Raw genomic sequence first — 17081 nt, 5'->3', positions numbered from 1 at the left:
GGCCTCGAGTAGTATTGGACTTTGGTTTGTTTGGCAACCTCGTCCGACCAACACAGCCTTATAGCTGATTCTTGTACATCAATGCGGTACTTTGTCGCCGACTTCCTTCAGATTCCACCTCACGATGGACACCCTTGTCATTGACTTGCGGTTCCGACTACTACGGCCCGAAACGGACTTTCACCGTCTAGTTGGCGCCCATGCCGGGCGCACCACAAAAACCGGCCAGACAGGTGTGATCACTAGTCAGCCGGTTAGGTGTTACTTATTCCAGTGCCAAGGGTCTTCACGCCACTGCTTCAACGACGCGAGTTCCGTTGCGTTAATATCGTACTTCTCATTTGCGACTTCAATTAGGGTGCTGTAATTGGTCAGTGTGTGCAGCGATAACCCCGCATCAGCAAAGTTTTTCACGTGGTCTGGCAGTTCGTACGAGAAGATAGCGACAATGCCAAGAACCGTCGCGCCAACAGCTTGAACGGCTTTAGCGGCGCCCAGAACACTACCGCCTGTCGAGATGAGGTCGTCGATCAACACAACGTTGTCATCAGCCGTAATTTGACCTTCAATTTGTTTGCCAGTCCCGTGATCTTTAGGCTTAGCGCGCACATAACTCATGGGCAGGTTCAAGCGGTCAGCGGCAAGTGCGGCGTGGGGAATCCCTGCGGTCGCGACACCAGCAATGACGGTCGCCGTTGGGAACTGTTCTGAAATGAGCGCGGTCAAGCCGTCAGCGATGTGGGTCCGAACTTCGGGAAACGCAATGGTGCGACGATTATCTGTATAGATGGGCGCCTTGATCCCGCTCGCCCACAAGAAGGGTTTATTCGGTGATAGGGTCACCGCGTTAATATCAAGAAGATCGGCTGCGATTTGTTTTTCTACTGATACTGTCATGTTTAAAGTCCCCATTCCTTTGCGATTGTCTGGTAAGCGGCAACTGGATCAGCTGCCTTAGTGATCGACCGGCCAACGACTAACCCGTTGCTGCCAAGGTCAGCCGCTTTGGCTGGCGTGACGACCCGTTTTTGGTCATCAGCACTATCGGTGGCAAGTCGAATCCCTGGGTTAATACACAGAAAGTCATCGTTCGTGGCTTCGTGAATCATCGGATCTTCCAAAGCAGACGAGATAACACCGTCCGCCCCACTGGATTGAGCAAGCTGCGCATAGTGCACAACTGAGGATTTTAGTGTTACTGGAATCAGCTGCTCGGTTTGCATCTGCTCTTCCGACGTTGAGGTCAGCTGGGTGACGGCCAGCAGTTTGGCCGGCGCAACCCCCGCCTGTTGGCTCCCGTTCACAAGACCGCGCTTAGCAGCCCGAATCATTTCGGATCCGCCCGCAGCGTGCACGGTGACCATTGAGACTTCTTGTTGGCCTAATTGAAACATTGCCTGTTCAACAGTGTTGGGAATATCGTATAATTTCAGATCCAAAAAGATGTGGATACCGCGCTGACGTAACGCTTGAATAATCTTCGGCCCTTCAAAGTAAAACAGCTCCATCCCAACTTTCACAAACAGTTGGTCCTGATGTTCAAACTGATCAATAAAGGTATAAACCTCGTCACCCGTCTTAAAATCCAACGCAATAATAATTGGCCGCATCTGTACCACCTTTCCTTTTTTCGCAAAACGAAAAAACCGTCCAGCCCTCGGCTAAACGGTTTGCAGTTAAATCCCACCTGTTGCGTAACAACAGTGGGTTATTCCGGTCACCTTTTTAGTCTCACAGGGCTAAATTAAAGAACTCTTTATGACAGTGTAGCGCAGGACATTTTAGGCGTCAAGGTCAAAGTGTGTCGCAAAACAGGTGTGTGCTGATTTTGTCCATTGTTCAATGAGTTAAATACTGCTAACATGTCGCTCCGTTCCGCCGGTCGGCCCTGCAGGCTGAGGTGGGTCGCTCTGGGGAGTTATTGAATGTCTTGTCCGAAATTCAAGGATCTCCTACGTCTCCCGTGTTCGTAACCGGCCAAAAGACAGCCGCTAACGAACACCGACACCACAGCCTGCAATGCCGACCGGCTCCACTACGCTATGATACTTGTCATGGTCTTCTTGGTTAGTGAGTCTTCAAAAGCGGTGTCATGAATCCTGTTAATTAATCTTTCCAGTGGCTAGCATATTGTGCGAAGCATTGCTGTCTATGGGTTTACTAGCAGTTGAGGGCGGATTCTCCGCAAACTAGGGCTAACGCCATGGCGATGTTTAGCTAATGGTAAAAAGGTAGCTCAACGTCAGTGGAATGGAGTAATTTGGCAGGTTGTCGTGGTGTCGACATCAGTTAGCGACCGTACTTTGGTCGGTTACTGATGTGCGAGACGATGAAGATCCATTCGAGAGCTGCGCAGCAGGAATCGAATTAGCTGCATCGCGAGCCACTTCGACAGCCTGCCAAATTGCGGAATGCAACGGACTCGCCCACCCCTTTCCAGCATCCCAACAATCACCAATAAGCAACGCATTATCTCAAAATAATAGTTGCACGATCAAAAAATCTATGCCACAATACAACCAACAAAGGACGGTTGTGGCCGTCAAAAATAACGAGTGCCTGTGAGCATTCATTTTGGAGAAATTGAATATGGAAACAACTGTACATGACCACGCGTTAACCACCAACCAAAAGTGGACGATTGCCTCAACGTCAGCTGGATTTGCTTTGGAGAATATGGATGTGTTATTTCTCTCGTTTGCACTTTCGTCGATCATCGCTGAATTACACATCAGCGGTGCTCAAGCTGGATTGATTTCATCGATCACCAATTTGGGGATGTTAGCGGGTGGTATTTTGTTTGGCGTCATTGCGGACCGGTTTGGGCGGGTCAGGACATTTTCGCACACTGTGTTTATTTTTGCGATTGCAACGGCGCTGATGTACTTTGCAAGTAACATCACGCTCATCTATGCCTGCCGGTTCTTAGCAGGCGTCGGTGCCGGTGGTGAATACGGTGTCGGCATTACGCTGATTGCAGAAAATTTCAAGCACAAAAATATTGGTAAAATGACCTCGGTTGCTGCCATCGGTGGTCAAATTGGGGCAATCTTAGCCGCAATTTGCGCGTCGTTGATCATCCCAACGCTGGGCTGGCGGGCACTGTTCTTGTTCGGGCTGATTCCAGTGGTGCTGACCTACTTTATTCGGCGTCACTTACACGAATCTGATGAGTTTATTGCTGCTAAAAACGCCGTTAAAGATCCGCGGAAACGGGTTCGGATCAGCGCCCTTTTTAAGACACCGCAACTCGCTTATCAATCCGTTGCATTAATGGTCATGGTTATCGTACAAATTGCCGGCTACTTTGGCCTGATGAACTGGTTGCCCTCTATCATGCAACAAAAACTCGGTCTCAGCGTTTCTGGCTCCTCCCTCTGGATGATTGCCACAATTGTCGGGATGAGTATTGGGATGCTGACGTTTGGCTCTATTCTGGATTACTTCGGACCGCGGCGTGCATTCGGCATCTTTCTGTTATGTTCAGCCGTTTCTGTCTTCGGTATCACGCTGGCGTTTAACGAACTCACCCTGCTGTTTGCCGGTGCAATTCTCGGCTTCTTTTCAAACGGGATGTTTGGCGGTTATGGTGCCGTCATTAGCCGGCTTTATCCAACGGAGATCCGGTCAACTGCTAACAACGTGATCGTCAATGTTGGTCGAGCAATCGGTGGTTTTTCATCCGTCGTCATTGGCTTCCTGATGGACCGCTACTCGCTGACTGTCGTCATGGGCTTCCTGGCCGTTCTCTACGTCATCAGCTTCATCACCATGTTGACGATTCCAAGCCTTCGCAGACTTGGTCAAGTTAATGAAGGTTAGGGTCGTTGATTGCATTTGAAATCGTTTCCGTGTAAAATGGTGCTAAACTAAACGTTATCTGGGGTGCCTTTTGGCTGAGATACACCCATTGAACCTGATCTGGTCAGTACCAGCGTAGGGAGAATAATGAATGAACTGTGCAATTTTTGAAATCATAAAAAGCCAAAAGGACGTTTTCAGGATAACTGAAGGCGCCCTTTTTTTGCAGTCAGATCTCGTTTAGTACCAAAAATTTTAGGAGGTATCATCATGAAACGTTCAAATGCTTGGCATTTACGCGACATTATCTTATTAGCTTTAATTGCGATCTTCTGCGGTGTTATTTTTTGGGTGATCGGTCCGCTCTATAACATTTTGACCGTTGCTTTAACGCCAGTTGGCCTTGGACCGGCTGCAAACGACATTCTCATGGGCGTCTGGTGCATGGCTGGTCCCCTGGCCGGCATCATCTTCAAGCGAATCGGTGCCGCCTTTCTTGGTGAATTCTTAGGGTCCGTTGTTGAGATGTTTCTCGGCGGCCAATGGGGCGCTAGCACGATGATCTCTGGCGTTGTCCAAGGGATTGCATCCGAACTTGGGTTTACCTTTACCGGCTACAAGAACTTCAACTGGTTAGGTCTTAACATGAGTGTGCTGACGACAACGATCATCACCTTTGCTTGGGACATGGCACGAAACGGTTACGCCAGCTACCACTTCGGCTTACTGATTGCGCTGTTCATTATCCGGCTGATCTCAATGTGGGTCTTTGGCGGATTATTATCAAAAGCCATCACCAACCTGCTAGACCGTACGCATCTGTTGCAAACACAAACTCGCTAGAATTGAGGTTTTATAATGGCTACCGTGTCTGTTAACCACCTATCATTTGCATATACTGCTGAGGATGAAACACCCAAGGCCACGCTGACCGATCTCTCGATGACGTTTAAGAACGGCGCGTTTACCCTGCTCACTGGGCCATCAGGGTCTGGTAAATCAACCCTTTTGAAACTCATTGCCGGGTTGTACCCAGCCTTTTCCGGCAAAGTAACTCACGGGACGCTGACGCTGAATGACCAGCCATTGTCAGCAATTACGCCGACGAAGCGTAGTCAATTGGTGGCCATGATGTTTCAAAATCCCAATCAGCAATTCGCAATGGATACCGTGGAAAACGAACTGATTTTTGCGTTAGAAAACCAACAATTAGCCCCATCAGATATTCCGCCGCGCATCGACAAGGCACTGGATTTTCTTGAAATCACAGCGTTACGCGACCGCGTGCTCAGCACGTTATCGGGCGGTGAAAAACAAAAGGTGGCCCTTGCCGTCATCGTTGCAATGGATTCTGATACGATTCTCCTCGACGAACCATTTGCCAGCGTGGACCCTGAGGCCCGCCAACTGTTGCTGGGTAAACTCTCTCAGTTGCAACGTGAACAGCATAAAACGATAATTTTAGCCGACCACGATTTGGAAGATTACGGTCGCTACATTGACCAACTGATCGTGATGAATGCTGACGGCACCGCGTTGACACGCCTTTCAGATGCTGAAAAAGACCAGCGATTGGCGGACTTCAGCCGGAGTAAGACCGACCAGGTAACATTCGCACTGCCAACCCAAACGGAAGACCCAGCAATTCAACTCAGTGGCCTTAAATTAACGGCCGGCACCCGAACGCTGCTTGACCAGGATCAGTTTACGTTCTATCAAAATCGGATTACATTACTGACTGGCCCCAATGGCGTCGGTAAATCAACACTGCTTGACGCGATGGCAAAGCTTCATCCGTACGCTGGTTCCATTCAAGTCAAAAATCAAGAAGTTCATAAGTGGGCGAAACGCAAATTCTATCACCATCTCGGCATCGTGTTTCAAGACGCCGAAGAGCAATTTTTAAACGTCACCATGGCAGAGGAGCTTGCACTGTCGACGAAGAACAGTCAACAAGCTGCGTACTTTAAAGACCGCTTGCCAGCCATGTTGCGCCAGTTACGGCTAGATGGTATGGCTGAGCACGTCGTCTATTCTCTGAGCGGTGGTCAGAAAAAGAAGCTGCAAATTCTTGAAATGCTGATGATGGGCACGCCAATTTTGTTATTCGATGAACCGTTTACGGGATTGGACTTCAGGTCGATGCAACAGGTCATCGTGCTGATGAAACAGGTTGCGCACGACTGCCATCAGACCTACATTATCGTTAGCCATCAGCTGTACGGCATTGCAGACCTGATCGACTATCACGTTCAATTGCGCGATCAGCAGCTCACTTACGAGGAGGCCCTGTCATGAACCCAACATTTAAATTTGCGCTGGCGGTGTTGATTGCACTTGAAATTTCATTCACCAGCGTGTGGGTGATCAACGTCGTGCTGGCGGTGTTGGGGCTGCTTGTCATTTTGTGGCACCGGACCCCATTAAAACGAGTTGGCCTGTTGCTGCTCGTACCACTGATTCCGGCAACGGCACTGGCTGTTGCCATGTTGATGCAGGGCCGTGGCGACAACAATGTGCACTTCGCCACCGTTTTGTTCACCCGGATCTACGCCTACGTCTTTGTAGGGTCCGCTGCTACGTTAACGACCCCTATTCAAACGTTGGTGATGTCATTGGAACAAAACGTGCACGTTCCCAGCAAATTTGCCTATGGTTTTCTCGGTGCTTTCAATCTCATGCCGAAAATCGTCAGTGAGGTTGCAACGATTCGTGCCGCTGGGCAAATGCGTGGCCAGGTCTTACATTTCTGGTCGCCGCAGTTATATTTCAAGGCCATCCTGGCCTCACTGAACTGGTCTGAAAACCTCGCTGATGCCATGACATCCCACGGTTTTGTCGAGGATGCGGCCAGAACCCACCTCACTGTTATCACAATTAAATGGTGGGATTGGGTGCTCGTCATTGTGCCACTACTGGTGCTTCAAGTTGGGCTGTTTGCCGTTCATTTACCGTAATCTCATTATTTTCTAACCCAGTTTTCAAAAAAGTTATATAATGATGACAAAAGAAGGTGATGGATATGAAACAAAGTTCACTCAAGTTTACAACGTTATTTGGTGTTATCGTGATCGTTATCGGTGTCATCCTTGAAGTTGGTGCCCTTTTCTACCATGTTGGCAGTCTCGAATCTGCTGAAATTGTTTTCACTGGCGCCATTGCCGTTACTGTGGGTCACGCGTTTTTCGGACTCGACTCACTTACACTTTCACTGGTGTTGACCACCATTAGTTCGCTTGGGGTTGGCTATTTTGTTCTCATTCAAACCCATCTGAATTGGTTGTGGGCCATCATCGCTTTTGTCGCCTTCTACGCTTTTATTCTATCCATGTTCAAGCTGCGCGACACCGTTCGCCATCGGCATCAATCATGGTAGACCTAAGCTTAGATCAACCCGGTCAACACCGAGACGAAAATAACACCTCATGCAAGGGTCCAGCTGGATTCTTGCATGAGGTGTTATCTTTATTTTTAACATTAGTAAGCCGTACCAACAACGTAGTAGGTAGCACCGCCGTCATCGGAGCGTAGTAATTGCCCAGTAGAATTTGTTTTAAACCAAGCAACCGTTGGGCTTGTACTTGGATCAACGTACTTCGCCCGCATGTTCGGTGACTGATGGTTTTCACGCACCTGAACGGTATAGATGTTAGGACTGGACTGACTGATCTGCATGATCAGATCCTGACGGGCGTATGCACCGCTTAATAAGCGATAGATCCGTTCCGTAAGTGTACTCTGGTAAACCGTATGCGTTTGTGTTGCAGAACTGGTTTGGTCGGCCGATTGGCTGGTGGTTACGTCAGAACTTGTATCAGCAGAACTCGTGCTTGCTGCGTTTGTGGTAGACGAGGATTCCACCCGGTAGTTCGCGTCACTGTTACTATCGGAAGAAGCACTGGTTGACGCATTCGAACTGGACGACGCCTTATCCGCAGCCGAAGTCGTTGTCTTGTCTGACTTCTTAGTGGACTGACTCGTTTGCGTTTCAGCCTTTTTTGATGACCCTGATTGACTGGAATTGCCGCAGCCAACGAGGAGCACACTAAGTGCGAGTGGTACCATCAATTTCAAAATAGGTTTCATAATCGCGGTAATAACCAAGTATTGGTCTTACCCACCCTCCTTTGTCTTCATCTCTCCTTAATTATAGCATTAGTTGGGTGGAAAATAACGGTTTCAAGGACTAGATTTCATTAAAATGTAAGGGTTTCCATTACTGATATACCACAATTTTATTAAATGTGACGGGTGTCCTATGTCAACTGGCAAACGGCACAAAAAAAGAGGCCCAAAAGCAACAACTTTAAGGCCTCTTGCAAGTTACGACTATGATTGTCTTACACGTGTTGTCGTTCGCGCGTCTTACTAAATTTACCTTCTGCTAACTCTAAGGTTTGCTGCATCAGCGTCGTAATGGTCATTGGGCCGACCCCACCCGGCACAGGCGTAATCTTTCCAGCAACTTGAACCGCTTCATCAAAATCCACGTCACCAACAAGTTTTCCGTTTTCATCGCGATCCATACCAACATCGATCACTGTGGCACCAGGCTTAATATCTTGCCCCTTGATGAGGTGTGCCACCCCGGTTGCGACGACCAAAATATCAGCCGTCCGGGTAATACCGCTGAGATCCTGGGTAAACTTATGGGTATAACTGACCGTGGCATTGCGATTGAGCAGCATGGCGCCAAGCGGCCTGCCAACAATGTTAGAGCTCCCGACCATAACAGCATGTGCCCCTTCTAACGGCACGTGGTAAGTGTCCAACATTGTCATGATGCCGCGCGGTGTGCACGGCACTGGATAGGCTTCAGCACTATCTTCAAATAACCGGCCCAAGTTCACTGGGCTGAACCCATCAACATCCTTACTCGGTAAAATTGCTTGAATAATTGCCGATTCATCGATCTGTTGGGGTAACGGCAATTGGACTAATATCCCATGAATACTGGCGTCACGGTTGTACTCGTGAATCACCGCAAGTAGTTCATCCTGAGTTGTCGTTTCAGGCATCCGCTTATCAATTGAGGTAATCCCAACCAGTTTGGCTTTACGATGCTTATTACGAACATAAATCTGACTTGCTGGATCGTGACCGACCAGAATCACGGCGAGTTTCGGTTCGATACCAGCTGTTTTTAACGTATTCACTTTTTCAATAATGGCCGCATCCATTTGCTTAGATAACCCTTTACCATCGATTAACATCAGTGTCTCAAGTCTCCTTATGCAGTGTCAAAGTGGCGTCTCGTTTTCATTTTGTTTCAAACTAAGAAAGTGGTCTGAAACAATTTTCTTACAGTGCAATCATACACTGAATTAACCAGTTTAACAATCGTCAAACACAAACTTTAATTCTATATTCATTATAATTATTCGTATTATATGCCATTTCTCATTTAATTCGGCCATTAATGAAACCATCATGAGCGAAAAGCAAAAAGGCTCAGCAAGTCTTCACTTGACTGAGCCTTTTTTAATTATTTAAAGACTTAGGCGTTGACCTTACCCGCAAAGCTAGGCATAAAGTAACTGCTAATCGTTTGGATCTGCACATCTTCGCCAGGTTCTGGTGCGGCAACGTATTGGTTATTGCCGATGTAGAGAGCAACGTGGTAACTGGCACCTTGACTACCCCAGAAAAGCAGATCACCAGGTTGGGCATCCGAAACAGCTTCCTTAGTCACCTTAGATTCTTGGGTAACGGTATAGTGGCCAAGTGTGATACCGGCTGCGTGCTGATAAACGTAATCTGTCAGACCTGAACAATCCATCCCCTTTAAGGATTCGCCACCCTAAACATAGGGAATGTTCTCAGTTGCAAGCTGCTTGGCCAAGGCGACAACTTTCTTCGTCGTACTGCTTGTGGCACTGGTGCTAGTGGTCGAGGTACTGGTTGTATCGGCACTGGTACTAGTTGCGGCGCTGTTGGTTGTGGTTGACGTTGCGCTGCTCGTCTCGCTATCAGAAGCAGCATTAACAGCATCATGAGCTGCTTGAGTCTCAGTCTGATTCGGCAATGCTTGAATGGTAGCAGCATGCGCACTCACAGTAGAAACACCAAACAAAGCAACGGTCGCAGCAAGTGCGAGAACTGTCTTTTTAAAAGTCATAGGAACACCTCATCTATTATTTTCTTTAGGTTTCATTATAGCAACAATTTAATGATAACTCGTGAAGATAACTAGAAGATTACGTGAAGGTGATGATTTGGTGACAGAGAGTGTGAAGCAAGGCGGTCCAGGGGCGGTGTGTAACGAACACTGACCGAAAAGTCTGGGCCTGACTTTTTGGTCAGTGTTCGTTACACGTTAGCCCCGTGCCTTGCTGAACACGTTTAGGCAATATAGCAGGAAAGCACGTCGCCAAACCGCATCCTATCAGAAATGCCTGAACTTGGCATTTTTGCCAGAGCCCGTTACATGGCCGCCCCTTGCCTTGCTGAACACGTTTAGTCTCGAGGCTAATAGCCGGTTAGTTAGAAAAGTACGAGCCTAACTTATTTGACTAAAGTTGCTTACCCAAGTATCCCTCAGCCTTGCTGACGAAGTTGAGGCCATATAAGCTAGAAAACCATTGCCAAAAGCCCTAGGTAGAAAAAAGCCTGATTCTTATCCCACAAACCCTAACCGCCTTCAATAAACAACAAATCCACATAGAAACGACTCAACCATCCCCGCTCTCAATCCCACCATTCCCCCATTCCAACGCATCATTGTCCTTTCTCGTCCAAATCGGCTATAATAAGGTTAGACCAAATCAAAAGGTGGAGGGATCTTATGGAACAAGAAATGAGCGCAATCGCTGAAAAAATCATTGGATACCAAAAAAAGCACAATTTGACGGATACTGAACTCGCACTGAATCTTCATATCACGGTCGAACGACTCCATAACATTAAATCAATGGAAAGCCAACCGACTGCAGAAGAAACGGCGAAGTTGACGAAGTTTATTAATTAGAGCGTGTAAGAAGGCGGTTAAGAGGTGGAGTCTAAGTGACTTTAGACAGAAATTCCCGATTCTGGAATTTGTGTCTGAAGTCGCTTAGGTGCAACCTCTTGCCTTCTGGAACGCGTTTCGACACGGTGGCCAAGAAAGCACATCACAGCAACCTAGCCGGAACAACCGCACCAACCAATCAAATAACCGAACAAAAGCGGCTTGCCCGAGTAATCACTCGCAGCAAACCGCTTTATTTTTATCTCTATTTCGCTGTAAGTTCAGCAAATACGTCTCGATAAACCGCATACGTCGGGTCATCTAAACAAACCATCTGCACATCAAGTGGCGCATCAAACGCACGAATGGTGGTGAGCGCAATTTCTGCAGCTGGTTTCAACGGATACCCGTAAACACCTGTACTGATGGACGGAAAGGCAACCGTCTGGCAATGATTTTCGACAGCCCGTTTTAAACTATTCACATAACAGGCCCGCAACAGTTTGGGCTCCTCAAACGACCCGTCACGCCAAATTGGTCCGGGCGTATGGATGATGATTCGGGCTGGTAACTCAAATCCAGGCGTAACCTTCGCCTCGCCGGTTGGACAACCACCCAATCTTCGACAGGCGATATCCAATTGCGGCCCGGCTGCGCGATGGATCGCACCATCCACGCCACCACCTCCGACTAATCCTGTATTGGCGGCGTTCACGATTGCGTCCACCCGTATCGTTGTAATGTCTGCTTGAACTACTTGAACGGTTGCCATCCTGTCATCCCCTTATCTTCGGCGTGACCACCAGTGTCGTTTTTCCTTAGCGGGTTCATCCGAGGCAGCCCCCTTCTTTTGCGCCTTCATCCGCGCCATCCCCACCTGCATTGGATTCATCGCCAACGCGTTAAGATCGATTTTTTTCTTCGTTGCTGCAGTTTCTTTCACAGGTGTGTCTTCAGTGTGTTCTTCGTTTTCTGTCATCATTCAACCTCGCATCTGGTATTCCCGACAAATTACTGTATAATGGTCGGTGTTGATGCTCCTATTATAACGCCACGAGCGCTGAAAGTACCTGCATAGACATCAATTAACCAATCAGCATCACTAATTAGTTTAGGTCATTCATTTAAAACGAGGTGTCGCTATTGAGTATCCAGATTGTGACGGATTCAACCGTGCAATTAACCGAAGAAGAATTAGCTGATTTACCCATTACCGTGGTACCGCTCATTGTTCGCTTAGGCGATAAGGAGTATTTAAACGACGGTAAGGATATTACAAACGTTGAAATTTTAAGTCACCTCACTGGTGATGAAGAACTCCCAAAAACAAGCCAACCGTCAATTGGCCAATTTCTTGACGTGTTCAACGACATTGGCGATGCGGGCGATGAAGTGTTGTGTTTGAATCTGACACACCATCTCAGCGGGACTGTGAACGCTGCTCGGCAGGCGGCTGATATTTCCGAAACAAAGGTAACCGTCATTGACTCGTTGTCCATTGACCGTGGCCTGGCCTTTCAGGTCATCACCGCTGCAAAAATGGCGAAAAACCACGCGCCACTAGAAAATATCATCAACGCCATTGACCTGCATCGACAAAATACGGAAATCTATGTGTTTTTAAACACGTTGGAAAACCTGATCAAGGGTGGTCGACTTAGTCGAACGGCTGGTGGCATTGCCAATTTGCTGCACATTAAGGTGGTTGCTGAACTCAAGGATGGCGCGTTGCAGGTAGCTGCTAAGGGCCGTGGTAAGCGATTCTTAAATAAGCAGATCGACGAACTCGTGTCTCGCATTCAATTACTATCACCGGCAAAAGTAGGCTTAACCCACGTGGATAACTTGACGCAAGCAAGTGAAATTGCCAATCGCATTCATGAGAGTTTACCGAATACCGAGGTAACCATTCATGAGGCCGGCCCCGTGATAAGTACGTATACGGGATTGGGTGCGTTGGCGGTTGAGTTTTATACAGATTAGAGCGTGGAAGAAGGCGCTTAAGGGGCAGAATGTAAGGGACTCTGACGGAAAATCCCGGTTCTGGATTTTGTGTCAGAGTCCCTTACATGGCCGCCCCCTTGCCTTCTGAAACGCGTTTCGGCACGGTAAACTAGAAAGCCAGTCAAGCCAAAAAAATAAAGAGCGCCATCAACCCAAATCGGCTGATGACGCTCTTTTTCTATACAATCAGCAATGCAAAGTTATTTCAAAAACCCTATTACCGGTCCTGCTGCTTAGCCGCATTCGCCTGATTACGTTTCAGGTTCTCGGAATGTTGTCTGGTTTGTTCTTCCTGCTTAAGCCGTTCAACCTCTGCTGCATGTTCTTTGGCCGCCTTTTCTTTAGCCTGTGAACGCGATTTCAGATAGTTATAAACAGCCACTACAATGAAGCCGAGGATCACCTGGAATGGAAACGAGATCACCATGTTCATTGAATACGGTTTATGCGTCATTAATGGTGCAACGAGGTCGTAAATAATCAGCAAAATCGTCATTGCCATGACCACTTGAATCGTATCCCGAAGCCACTTTGGTAGTTTTTGCCACCATTTCCATATCTGATCCACAACAAATTCCTCCTACAACTCGCCCTGATTACGTAATTCTTTTTCTAATAACTGCGCATCCATATAGTCAAACGCCACTTCATCGACATCGGCAATCTCAAACATGGTCCCCAACGGATCAATGATCATGCCCCCTTCAACTTGGTGGAAGATAAATTGTTTATCATCTAACCGACTCAGATAACCGGTGATACTCTGATCATCGTGGAGTTGAATCCGGACGATCCGCCGCATGGCGACTGACTGGCCCAGAATCATTGAAAATAGATCCGTGGTCGGATCAAACAGCCGCTCGTCATTCAGTCCAGGTTGTTTGGTGACGCCAACCCGCTGATCAATGCTGATGAAGGTCTCAACCACCTGCAGATAGTCAGACCGCGTAATCACCTGTTGTATAGCCGACAATTTAGTCAGCCAATAACCGCCAAACTGCCCCGCCATATCCACTAAGTTGATCAAAACGGTGTCATACGTTAAAGTATTGACCCGCCCGACAAAGAACATGCCTTCGTCAGCTTTCGGATTAACGGAAACCAGTGCGTTGATCTCTGCGGCGTGTTTCAGCGCTTCCACGATCCTCGTCTGGCTTTCAACCAGGTGGGTCGTCACTGGGGGCATGTTTTCAAACACGCCCATCGCAACGGTCTGAAGCGTCAGTTCCTTGCCTTCAAACTCAACAAGAAGCAGGTCCGCAAATTCAAAGGTTAATTTTGGCTTATCGCTAAGGTCAAATTTATCAAAGACCTGAAAATCCATATCGTGGTCTGAGATCCGGGTCACTTGGCCTTCGTAAAATTTATCTGAGTCGCGTTCAACCACCATGACGGTACTTTCATTGACCATCGCATTTTCCAACACTTGGCGCACCAGGGGTCGTTTTAAATTAAACGCTGATGTTAGTTTACCATAACTCACAAAGTGAGACTGCTGTGCGTTTTCAATTCGAAATCGCATACTGTCCAAGTCATCGCTGTCAAACTCAACAAATTCAATGGCTTCAAAGGTCAAATAGACAGCCCCGTCCTCGATGCCGCTATCGTCAAACGTGGTCAAAACGATACTGAGCTCGTCAATGATGTTGACGTACCCAGTATACACAACGTTTTGATTCAGCTGATAGACGTTTACTAAGGCTTCGCGTTGCAACGCAAACCTTAAATCGTTTACGATTGAATTCAAATTGTCTCACCTTCTTTTCATTATTCTCAAACAGCTATGATAGCACATCTGAGTCCTAAATACTTAGAATAACTACGAAATTGCGTTACTAACAAACGCTTTTAACCGGTCACCGGTCAACCCGCCGCTGAGCCCAACAAGTAATTTGATCCGGGCTTTTTGGCCGTTTAGTCCCTGACAGAGGATCAAGCCCATTTTAGTCAGTTCAATGCCGCCGCCCTCATAGTCGTAAATGTCCTGGGCTACACCATTATAACAGCGTGATACCAACACAATTGGAATTCTGAGCGCCAGAAGTTTTTCGATGGCAGGCAAGGTTGCGGGTGGCAGATTACCGGCACCAAGGCCCTCAATCACAAGTCCCTTAGTCTCAGGCGTTGCGATGGCGTTGAACAGCGTACCATCCATACCAGCATAGGCCTTGATCAAGAAAACGTTGTCGTCAACGTGATCAATATCGCAAGTCCCCTGTTGAATTAATTCCTGGAAGTACTGTGCCTTCCCCTTAGCGACCACGCCAATGGGACCGAACGTTGGCGTCCGAAACGTTGCCACGTTCGTCGTATGCGTTTTTGTGACATAGCGCGCAGTGTGGATCTCATCGTTCATGACCACCAGCGCACCTTTGCCTTGTGATTCCGGCGTGGCCGCAACCATGATGGCACTCTGAAAATTATACAGACCGTCTGAACCGATCTCGTTTGACGACCGCATGGCCCCGGTCAGCACAATGGGAATATCACTCGTCTGTGTTAAATCCAAGAAATAGGCCGTTTCTTCCAGGGTATCAGTCCCGTGGGTGATGACGACACCGTCAACGCCTTCAGTAACGGCACGGTCGATGCGCTGCTTGATCTGGAGCATTACGGATGGCGTAACGTGCGGTGATGGTAAATTAAAGAGTTCATCCGTAATCAGGTTCACCTGGCCATTTATAATGGTGGCTTCCTTAGCGATTGGATTCTCTGCGTTGGGCACAACTTCACCCTTTTCGTTTTGCGACATAGAAATGGTGCCGCCTGTATGAATTGCTAAAATTGTTTTCATCATTAACCTCGTGGTTTTCGAATTGAATTATCCTTACAATAACGTATTTTACCCGCCTTTTGGCAAAAGTGGGTTAAAATAGAGTAAAATCCTGTGATGAGACGGAGGCGCACCAAATGCCGAGTACACCTGATAACAACCAACCCAAGGGCGGGTTGCCCAAAATCAAAGTCCACATTAAGCCGCAGCCAAGCTCGGGTGGTTTTGCCAACTGGGGACCCATTTTTCAGTGGGCAACTGACGGCCTGAAGCACCTGTTCCACCGGTCCCATTAATTTTTAACGCAGCGCCAAATGATACCGCCAATGGCCTTGGCGGTTTTTTGTTAGTATCAAATATTATTCTCATAATATTATTTTATTCATTTCTGGTTGGGGCCCGTATTTTTACTCCAATCGCCCAGAGCATTCACCTCATCTTTTGTGTGTCTACTCAATAAAGACGTAACGCCACCCCAATTTGTTTTAAAATAAAAGTTAAGTAATCACGAATTATCAGAAAATCTCCTCAAGAACCGTGATTAAATAAAAATGAGATTATCTAATATTCTTTCATAATCTTGTAATTTAAATCGTTAGTTGTATAATTTTACATTAAGAAGTCGAGAGGAGATGTCACTGTGTTAAAAACTTTAATTTTTGCGTTGTTACCGATCATCGTGACCATTGCATTAGGATATTTTGCAGCTGCTCAGAACTTTTTTGACGATCACGATAGTCAGGTCTTTGTCCGATTAGTCATGAACTTCATGCTCCCACTAAGCGTCTTTTCGGGTATTTGGAGTACGCCCAGAAAAATCATCATCAAGGATATTCCCTTGGGTGTCTGGCTGCTTTGTAGCATGGTTGGCTGCTACATCATCTTTCTCATCATGAATCGGTATCTTTTTCACACCTCACTACATATCGCAACACTGCGCGCAATGTCGGTCGCTGATCCCTCCGTGCCCTTCATCGGCTCTGCCATTCTGCCGCTTATTTTCGGCGCCTCACAAAGTGCCATTACAATTGGTGTCTGTACCCTCATTATCAATATTCTGATCCTCCCGACCGTTTTTGCCACCCTCAGCAGTGATGCCAGTCTCGGGTCACGGCTCCTTGGCACGTTAAAAAAGCCGCTTGTCGCTGCCGCACTGCTCGGTTTTATTCTCGCATTGCTTGGCTGGCAAATGCCCGAAGAACTCAGCGGTTCCTTTGAACTGTTGGGCAAGGGCGCCGGTGGATTAGCTATTTTCGCCACCGGGATCGTCTTATTCACCCGGAAGATCTTAGTTAATAAAGCTATTGTGGGCACTGTTTTTTCAAAGAATATCCTGTTTCCGCTCGTTGTCTGGGCAATTATGCTGGCGTTGGGGGCAACGTCTGAGTTGCAACGCTTAGTTGTGCTCACGCTGGCAATTCCAACGGCAACCATGCCTACCACACTTGCAATTCAGTTCAACGTTAATGAATCCGAACTCGCTTCGACGCAGTTTTGGAGTACCGTTTGCTCGTTCGTGACGCTCGCTGTTTTCCTTTTGGCATTGAGCTAGGATGT

General features: G+C 47.5%; 18 protein-coding genes, 1 pseudogene and 1 riboswitch. Of the genes and pseudogenes, 9 read left to right on the top strand and 10 right to left on the bottom strand.

The features are described 5' to 3' along the window. Positions 1 to 261: 261 nt before the first annotated feature. Together pyrE and pyrF are read right to left on the bottom strand one after the other, a co-directional pair. Positions 262 to 897: an orotate phosphoribosyltransferase gene (gene pyrE / locus AYR61_RS08295; RefSeq protein ID WP_054712791.1), complete on the bottom strand. Its 636-nt coding sequence runs from the start codon at positions 895 to 897 to the stop codon at positions 262 to 264. A 2-nt stretch (positions 898 to 899) separates the two neighbouring features. Beyond that, positions 900 to 1610, bottom strand: a complete 711-nt coding sequence (gene pyrF / locus AYR61_RS08290) for an orotidine-5'-phosphate decarboxylase (protein WP_065902584.1) — start codon at positions 1608 to 1610, stop codon at positions 900 to 902. Between the two features lie 979 nt (positions 1611 to 2589). Between pyrF and AYR61_RS08285 the strand changes: the two genes are divergently transcribed. The 5 genes from AYR61_RS08285 (at position 2590) to AYR61_RS08265 (ending at position 7177) form a co-directional block, all read left to right on the top strand. Next, positions 2590 to 3822 (top strand): MFS transporter, encoded by a 1233-nt coding sequence (locus AYR61_RS08285; RefSeq protein ID WP_056987947.1) that lies wholly within the window; start codon positions 2590 to 2592, stop codon positions 3820 to 3822. 49 nt (positions 3823 to 3871) lie between these two features. Next, a riboswitch (TPP riboswitch) is annotated at positions 3872 to 3961 on the top strand. A gap of 110 nt (positions 3962 to 4071) precedes the next feature. Then, positions 4072 to 4644, top strand: a complete 573-nt coding sequence (locus AYR61_RS08280) for an ECF transporter S component (protein WP_054710239.1) — start codon at positions 4072 to 4074, stop codon at positions 4642 to 4644. A gap of 15 nt (positions 4645 to 4659) precedes the next feature. Continuing rightward, the gene (locus tag AYR61_RS08275; RefSeq protein ID WP_065902582.1) at positions 4660 to 6099 is read left to right on the top strand and encodes an ABC transporter ATP-binding protein; all 1440 of its coding nucleotides are present in this window, start codon (positions 4660 to 4662) and stop codon (positions 6097 to 6099) included. Further along, on the top strand, positions 6096 to 6758 hold the full coding sequence (locus AYR61_RS08270) for an energy-coupling factor transporter transmembrane component T family protein (RefSeq protein ID WP_054710233.1): 663 nt from the start codon (positions 6096 to 6098) through the stop codon (positions 6756 to 6758). The genes AYR61_RS08275 and AYR61_RS08270 overlap by 4 nt, the downstream gene beginning before the upstream one ends. A 65-nt stretch (positions 6759 to 6823) precedes the next feature. Beyond that, positions 6824 to 7177, top strand: coding sequence for a hypothetical protein (locus AYR61_RS08265; RefSeq protein WP_054710230.1), 354 nt, complete (start codon positions 6824 to 6826; stop codon positions 7175 to 7177). A 101-nt stretch (positions 7178 to 7278) separates the two neighbouring features. On the opposite strand, the gene AYR61_RS08260 is transcribed toward AYR61_RS08265, so the two are convergent. The 3 genes and pseudogenes from AYR61_RS08260 to AYR61_RS15535 form a co-directional block, all read right to left on the bottom strand. Next, positions 7279 to 7887, bottom strand: a complete 609-nt coding sequence (locus tag AYR61_RS08260; RefSeq protein WP_156771251.1) for a hypothetical protein — start codon at positions 7885 to 7887, stop codon at positions 7279 to 7281. A 254-nt stretch (positions 7888 to 8141) separates the two neighbouring features. Next, positions 8142 to 9014 carry a bifunctional 5,10-methylenetetrahydrofolate dehydrogenase/5,10-methenyltetrahydrofolate cyclohydrolase gene (locus tag AYR61_RS08255; RefSeq protein ID WP_065902580.1) on the bottom strand — a complete coding sequence of 291 codons (873 nt, stop codon included), beginning with the start codon at positions 9012 to 9014 and terminating at the stop codon, positions 8142 to 8144. Positions 9015 to 9298: 284 nt separating this feature from the next. Then, positions 9299 to 9700, bottom strand: a pseudogene (locus AYR61_RS15535) (C40 family peptidase); the annotation flags it as partial. Positions 9701 to 10585: 885 nt separating this feature from the next. On the opposite strand from AYR61_RS15535, the gene AYR61_RS08245 reads away from it, so the two are divergent. After that, a complete protein-coding gene (locus AYR61_RS08245) occupies positions 10586 to 10768 on the top strand; it encodes an LBP_cg2779 family protein (protein ID WP_173585416.1) in 183 nt (60 codons plus the stop codon). Between the two features lie 244 nt (positions 10769 to 11012). On the opposite strand, the gene AYR61_RS08240 is transcribed toward AYR61_RS08245, so the two are convergent. Continuing rightward, positions 11013 to 11519 carry an O-acetyl-ADP-ribose deacetylase gene (locus tag AYR61_RS08240; protein WP_056987944.1) on the bottom strand — a complete coding sequence of 169 codons (507 nt, stop codon included), beginning with the start codon at positions 11517 to 11519 and terminating at the stop codon, positions 11013 to 11015. 12 nt (positions 11520 to 11531) lie between these two features. Continuing rightward, positions 11532 to 11729: a hypothetical protein gene (locus AYR61_RS08235; RefSeq protein ID WP_156319304.1), complete on the bottom strand. Its 198-nt coding sequence runs from the start codon at positions 11727 to 11729 to the stop codon at positions 11532 to 11534. Between the two features lie 161 nt (positions 11730 to 11890). Here AYR61_RS08235 and AYR61_RS08230 point away from each other — a divergent pair, with 161 nt between their 5' ends. Next, positions 11891 to 12730: a DegV family protein gene (locus AYR61_RS08230; RefSeq protein WP_054710215.1), complete on the top strand. Its 840-nt coding sequence runs from the start codon at positions 11891 to 11893 to the stop codon at positions 12728 to 12730. A 238-nt stretch (positions 12731 to 12968) separates the two neighbouring features. Here AYR61_RS08230 and AYR61_RS08225 read toward each other — a convergent pair whose 3' ends face one another. From AYR61_RS08225 to AYR61_RS08215, 3 genes are all read right to left on the bottom strand, one after another. Further along, complete coding sequence (locus tag AYR61_RS08225) at positions 12969 to 13319, bottom strand: hypothetical protein (RefSeq protein ID WP_054710211.1); 351 nt, start codon at positions 13317 to 13319, stop codon at positions 12969 to 12971. 12 nt (positions 13320 to 13331) lie between these two features. Continuing rightward, entirely contained in the window at positions 13332 to 14498 is a 1167-nt protein-coding gene (locus tag AYR61_RS08220; protein WP_065902574.1) for a hypothetical protein, read from the bottom strand. Positions 14499 to 14570: 72 nt separating this feature from the next. Further along, positions 14571 to 15545, bottom strand: coding sequence for an asparaginase (locus tag AYR61_RS08215; protein ID WP_054710204.1), 975 nt, complete (start codon positions 15543 to 15545; stop codon positions 14571 to 14573). Positions 15546 to 15661: 116 nt separating this feature from the next. On the opposite strand from AYR61_RS08215, the gene AYR61_RS15175 reads away from it, so the two are divergent. Next, positions 15662 to 15820, top strand: coding sequence for a hypothetical protein (locus AYR61_RS15175; protein ID WP_156319303.1), 159 nt, complete (start codon positions 15662 to 15664; stop codon positions 15818 to 15820). Between the two features lie 344 nt (positions 15821 to 16164). Further along, positions 16165 to 17076, top strand: coding sequence for an AEC family transporter (locus AYR61_RS08210; RefSeq protein WP_056987943.1), 912 nt, complete (start codon positions 16165 to 16167; stop codon positions 17074 to 17076). Positions 17077 to 17081: the final 5 nt, after the last annotated feature.

The organism is Secundilactobacillus paracollinoides (genome assembly GCF_001702155.1).
Lineage (GTDB): Bacteria > Bacillota > Bacilli > Lactobacillales > Lactobacillaceae > Secundilactobacillus > Secundilactobacillus paracollinoides.
Note: the sequence above shows the minus strand (reverse complement) of the source record. Positions and strands in the feature narration are given on the sequence as shown.

Excerpts from the sequence above, each read along its gene's own strand:
- AYR61_RS08280 (WP_054710239.1), top strand. The coding sequence starts at position 4,072 with ATGAAACGTTCAAATGCTTGGCATTTACGCGACATTATCTTATTAGCT.
- AYR61_RS08215 (WP_054710204.1), bottom strand. The coding sequence starts at position 15,545 with ATGAAAACAATTTTAGCAATTCATACAGGCGGCACCATTTCTATGTCG.
- pyrF (WP_065902584.1), bottom strand. The coding sequence starts at position 1,610 with ATGCGGCCAATTATTATTGCGTTGGATTTTAAGACGGGTGACGAGGTT.
- AYR61_RS08275 (WP_065902582.1), top strand. The coding sequence starts at position 4,660 with ATGGCTACCGTGTCTGTTAACCACCTATCATTTGCATATACTGCTGAG.
- AYR61_RS08255 (WP_065902580.1), bottom strand. The coding sequence starts at position 9,014 with ATGTTAATCGATGGTAAAGGGTTATCTAAGCAAATGGATGCGGCCATT.
- pyrE (WP_054712791.1), bottom strand. The coding sequence starts at position 897 with ATGACAGTATCAGTAGAAAAACAAATCGCAGCCGATCTTCTTGATATT.
- AYR61_RS08240 (WP_056987944.1), bottom strand. The coding sequence starts at position 11,519 with ATGGCAACCGTTCAAGTAGTTCAAGCAGACATTACAACGATACGGGTG.
- AYR61_RS08285 (WP_056987947.1), top strand. The coding sequence starts at position 2,590 with ATGGAAACAACTGTACATGACCACGCGTTAACCACCAACCAAAAGTGG.
- AYR61_RS08245 (WP_173585416.1), top strand. The coding sequence starts at position 10,586 with ATGGAACAAGAAATGAGCGCAATCGCTGAAAAAATCATTGGATACCAA.
- AYR61_RS08270 (WP_054710233.1), top strand. The coding sequence starts at position 6,096 with ATGAACCCAACATTTAAATTTGCGCTGGCGGTGTTGATTGCACTTGAA.
- AYR61_RS15175 (WP_156319303.1), top strand. The coding sequence starts at position 15,662 with ATGCCGAGTACACCTGATAACAACCAACCCAAGGGCGGGTTGCCCAAA.
- AYR61_RS08235 (WP_156319304.1), bottom strand. The coding sequence starts at position 11,729 with ATGATGACAGAAAACGAAGAACACACTGAAGACACACCTGTGAAAGAA.
- AYR61_RS08260 (WP_156771251.1), bottom strand. The coding sequence starts at position 7,887 with ATGAAACCTATTTTGAAATTGATGGTACCACTCGCACTTAGTGTGCTC.
- AYR61_RS08265 (WP_054710230.1), top strand. The coding sequence starts at position 6,824 with ATGAAACAAAGTTCACTCAAGTTTACAACGTTATTTGGTGTTATCGTG.